This window comes from Butyrivibrio sp. (assembly GCF_024699075.1).
On the sequence record NZ_JAILQF010000180.1, the window covers coordinates 1 to 5420 of the forward strand.

Genomic DNA, 5420 nt, shown 5'->3' on the forward strand with positions numbered 1-5420 from the left:
AGCGTTTAGGGCATATTTTACTCAGTATAGCTCGGTATAAAACCGGCATTCAGAAAGGTGGAAAGATGAATTATCTTGAGATCGAAAAAGTAATTGGTAGAGAAATCCTTGACTCACGTGGAAATCCCACAGTTGAAGCAGAGATCACACTTGTTGACGGAACTGTTGCAAGAGGCACAGCACCTTCAGGAGCATCAACAGGAGAATTTGAAGCTCTTGAACTTAGAGATGGAGACAAGTCCAGATATCTTGGAAAGGGTGTTTCCAAAGCAGTAGCTAATATTAATGGACCTATCGCTGATGCAATCGTTGGTATGGATGCTTCAGATATATATGCAGTTGACGCAGCTATGATCAAGGCTGATGGAACAAAGGATAAGTCAAAGCTTGGTGCTAATGCTATCCTTGCAGTATCAATCGCAGCTGCAAGAGCAGCATCTGTTTCACTTGATATCCCGCTTTACAGATTCCTCGGTGGTATTCAGGCAACAGATCTTCCTGTTCCTATGATGAACATCTTAAACGGTGGCGCACATGCTACTAACACAGTTGATACACAGGAATTCATGATCATGCCTGTTGGAGCCCCTTCATTCAAGGAAGCTCTCAGATGGTGTGCAGAAGTATTCCATGCACTTGCTAAGATTCTTAAGAGCAAAGGTCTTGCTACATCAGTTGGTGATGAAGGTGGATTTGCTCCTAACCTTACAAGCGATGAAGAGACAATCGAGACAATCCTTGCAGCTGTTAAGGACGCAGGATATGAGCCTGGCAAGGACTTCATGATCGCTATGGATGCAGCTTCTTCAGAGTGGAAGAGCGAAAAAGGTAAGGGCTTCTACAAACAGCCTAAGTCAGGTAAGGAGTTCACATCAGATGAGCTTATCGCTCACTGGGAGTCTCTTGTAGATAAGTATCCTATCATCTCTATCGAAGATGGTCTTGATGAAGAAGACTGGGATGGCTGGAAGAGAATGACAGAGAAGATCGGTCATAAGGTTCAGCTCGTTGGTGATGACCTCTTTGTTACTAACACAGAGCGTCTTGCTAAGGGTATTGAAAATGGCGCTGCTAATTCAATCCTTATCAAGCTCAACCAGATCGGTTCTGTATCTGAGACACTTGAAGCTATCAAGCTTGCTAACAAGAATGGTTATACAGCTATTTCTTCACACAGATCAGGTGAGACAGCTGATACAACAATCGCTGATCTTGCAGTAGCTCTTAATACAAGACAGATCAAGACTGGTGCTCCTTCACGTTCAGAGCGTGTAGCTAAGTACAATCAGCTCCTTCGTATCGAAGAAGAGCTTGGCGATGCAGCTAGATATCCTGGAATGAAGGCTTTCAATGTAAAGAAATAATATTTAATAGCTTTTAAAATCTTGAAACAGGTATTATAATATCAATTATTAAAGACAAGAGCGTCTGCTATTTTTGCAGATGCTCTTTTTTAGTTTCAGGAGAAGATTATGAGACCAGTTATAGGATTGATTCCTCTTTAAAATCCGTATTTGATCATATTTCTGGGTTTACAATGCCTTATTATGCTGAATAATTTGGTGACATAAATGCCAGTTTGAAGTATACTAGGGAAGGTTGAAATTAGAAATATGTCGGAGGAAAATAAATGTCTAAGAAAACTATTGGGTGGATCCTTGTTGTCATTGGTTTATTCATGCTTTTTAAAATGGTAAGGGTTTCTTCCTTTGGATTTTATCGTTTTGGAAGGGTCAGCACTTCTGCAATTGTATTAGTACTTCTTATATTATCTGCAATCGCAGTAGTAGTTAATAAGAACAAGATCACTATGGGATGCCTTATAGGTTCACTTACCCTTCTTGTTCTTTCACTTATCCTTGGAACAGAGTTATATTTTGCATATACATCACTTGTAGATATTCTTCTTGTTCTGGTTCCGGTTGTAGTTGGAATAGGACTTATTATAAAAGGATCTTTTCATAAAAAGAGTGCTGCATATTAAGAGAATACCGCTTATAAGACATAGCAGGAAATTGGAAATACGATTTCTGCTATGTCTTTTTTTATACATATATTTGAATCTTATAAAGGATCGACGTCTGATTATCTATATAAAAAACTTGTAAATATCCGAAATATACAAGTGTAGTTGATTTTGTCATTAATGATAAATGTATAGGAGAAGTCAGATGATAAAGAAATTATCTGCAGTATTTTTGACAGTACTTATGGTAATGTTAGTTACGTCCTGTTCTTACAAAACAAGTAAGCAGTCAGAAGCTGTATATTATACAGAGGGAGAGGATACAAAATGTGAAGTTACATATTCTTCCTATAGTGGAGCTAATAAGGATATTTTCCTTAAAGAAGGAGATAAGATAGCTGTGATATCGCCATCATCCCTTCCAAGCAGAGAGCAGGTTGATGCAGTTATAAAGGGATTAAAAGATTGGGGATATGAGCCTGTAGAAGGTGAGTATGTATGCTGCGATACGCGTACATTAGATGATGTGCAGGCAGATCTTGAATGGGCTCTTGAAGATCAGGATATCAAGGCTATATTCTGCGTTAGAGGTGGTTATGGGGCATCTGAAGTGACTGATCGTCTATCGCCAGAGCTTATATCTGATGCAGGTAAACTTATCATAGGTTATAGTGATATTACAGTATTTCATTCTGCCTGGACTGTAAATGGTGTTCCGTCTATACATTCATGTATGAGTGCTACATTTATGGGGCTTGATCAAAGATGCGTTGAAGCCGAAGAGAAGATCCTTAAGGGCGAGATCCCGGAATATACGTGTGAATGCAATGACTATTGCAAGGAAGGAAGCGCCAGTGGAATTCTTATTGGTGGTAATCTTTCTACTTTTACTTCAGTCATTAATACTGCCTATGACTGCACTAAAAGTGGCCAGCCTTATATTCTTTTCCTGGAAGATGTTGGTGAAAATGTGCAGCACATACATAGATATATTACTATATTAGAACATGCCGGTGTCCTTGATAATGCAGCAGGGATAATATTTGGAGAATGGACAGAGCTTCCTGAAAATATGGCAGATTACTCAGGTTCAAGCCGTGGAGGAGAGTATGAGTCTGTTGCTGACATGATATCAAGACAGTTTATGAATGATATAGATGTACCTGTGGCTTTTGGCTTTCCTGCAGGACACGGTGATATCAATTATCCAATGCTTATGGGTGAGATGGCTCAATTAGAAGTTGAAGCAGATAATTTTGTACTTTCTTTTGCTGTCCAATAATTTGGGAATGCATATCTATAAAAGAAATGATAAAATATTTAAAGCTTTTGGTATTTGGATATGTAAGAAGCATTATAATATGTATATAATTCCGAATATCATGAAAGATGTATGAAAAGAGGAGTTAAGGGTTCTAAATGTTTTATTGGATAGTTGCTACTTTTGCCGCATTTTTTATTAAGGGTTTATGCGGATTTGCTAATACACTTGTATTTACTTCAATACTTGGATTTGTAGAAGCTAATGTCAGTATTTCACCGGTGGAACTGATGCTGGGACTGCCGTCTAATGTGATTCTTACATATAAGAACAGGAAAAATTTAAAACCTTCAGTATTTGTACCTCTTGCTTTGCTTGTACTTGCAGGAAGTATACCGGGAGCATTTCTTCTTATTAACCTAAATGTTCAGTACCTTAAGATAATCTGCGGTATGGCGATTGTTCTGATTGGAATAGAGATGCTATATCGCGAATACCATAAATCGCAGATCAAAGAGTCCAGGATAGTATTGGGGATTATAGGACTTGCATCCGGAATCCTTTGCGGATTGTTTGGAATAGGAGCGCTCCTTGCAGCTTATGTAGGGCGAGTTACTAAGAACACTGAGGAATTTAAGGCCAATATAAGTGCCGTTTTTATAGTAGAGAATATATTCAGGGTGATAGTATACAGTATTATTGGTGTTATCAATTACTATTCACTTACAAGTGCGCTTGTACTTGTTCCTGTGATGCTGATAGCCCTTTTCCTTGGAATTAAGAGTGCTCAGATACTTGATGAAAAGGTTATCAAAAAGTTAGTTATTATTCTTTTGATAATATCAGGACTAATACTTGCAATTAGTAATATTTAAATGTGTCATGTAACGAAAAATCGTCGTTGCAGGGCACTTTTTTTATGAATCTGTGAATATAGTAAAAGCATATAATATCATGATAAGATATATATGCTAAATAATGAAAAAATAAATATATCTATAGAATTGGTATAAATGAGAGGGATTTATGATGAAGATAACAAAAACAGCTTTTGCGTTACTTATATCGGCCAGTATGGTGCTTGCCGGTTGTCAGAGTGCTGATAATGGCACTGTATCTGATAAGGCTAGTTCTTCAGATACATCAGAATCTGATAATTTAGCAGATACCTCAGTATCAGATACATCAGCATCAGATACATCAGCATCAGAAACTTCACAATCAGATTCTGCTAATGGTGATACTGAAAACTCCGATGATAATACATCAAAGGCGCAGCTGCCAGCGTCAGAAGAAGACCTTTATGCCTTTATGGAAGGCGAATGGAACTTTTTTAACACAGATACTATGAATGATTATGGACATATTGTAATATCTGCAGATGGATCTTTTGACTACGGATATATTGGTGAAGAAGAGACTTGTACAGGAGATTTTAAAGCGAATCATTTGTATGAAGCTGAAGAAAATGTTCCCTTAACATTAACTATATCAGTATCTGGTATTGATAATATTTCTTTTGATGAAGATCTGGTATATGTACCTGAGGATGGAACAGCAGATTCAAATGTTAAGATATATTATGGAAGCTGCGATGGAGAAGACTATGTATTTTTTGAAGAGACAGGTAATGGTGATACTTTTATAGGCAATTATCTGTTCCAGGATCCTGAAACTTTTGACGGTTCATATCCAATGTTTGCAGCATCATGCGTTATGCACAGGGCAAGTAATGAAAGTGCAGGTGAAGCTATTACAAATGACAGCTTTTATGCCTGGGTCTGGAAAGCTGATGAAGGTGGAATATGGACACAGGAGATGAAGCCTCTTACATGGGATGCGGAAGATGAATATACTTTGGACCGGTATAATGCTGCTGCCTTTACACCCTCAGACCTTAGTTCAGTATATTATGAGTATACTGATTCTGTTGATAAAAGGGTTTTGCTAAATGGGCAGAGGCTCGACATGGAATGCCCAAGATATATGTGCAGGGTTACTGTGAATGATGAAGGTATGATTGAGAATCTTGAAGAGGTTGATGCAGCTTATAATGGAATATATGTTCTTGGAGAAATAGAAGCTGAAATATCTTATGATGGTATGATTTTTACATATAATGGCGTAGATTTTGATCTATCAGAAGAAGGCGCAAGTACAGCCATTATGAATGTATATTCTGCATATGGCAAA

At 37.7% G+C, this 5420-nt stretch carries 5 protein-coding genes; all 5 read left to right on the forward strand.

Features of this window, described 5'->3' with window-relative positions; translation table 11 throughout:
- The first annotated feature begins 65 nt into the window (after positions 1-65).
- A complete protein-coding gene (eno, locus tag K6G87_RS07025) occupies positions 66-1364 on the forward strand; it encodes a phosphopyruvate hydratase (protein WP_296835332.1) in 1299 nt (432 codons plus the stop codon).
- Positions 1365-1630: 266 nt separating this feature from the next.
- A complete protein-coding gene (locus tag K6G87_RS07030; RefSeq protein ID WP_296835324.1) occupies positions 1631-1984 on the forward strand; it encodes a hypothetical protein in 354 nt (117 codons plus the stop codon).
- Positions 1985-2171: 187 nt separating this feature from the next.
- Positions 2172-3248, forward strand: coding sequence for a S66 peptidase family protein (locus K6G87_RS07035; RefSeq protein WP_296835326.1), 1077 nt, complete (start codon positions 2172-2174; stop codon positions 3246-3248).
- A gap of 137 nt (positions 3249-3385) precedes the next feature.
- Entirely contained in the window at positions 3386-4102 is a 717-nt protein-coding gene (locus tag K6G87_RS07040; RefSeq protein WP_296835328.1) for a sulfite exporter TauE/SafE family protein, read from the forward strand.
- A 151-nt stretch (positions 4103-4253) separates the two neighbouring features.
- The coding region (locus tag K6G87_RS07045; protein WP_296835330.1) for a hypothetical protein at positions 4254-5420 on the forward strand (1167 nt) is incomplete at its 3' end.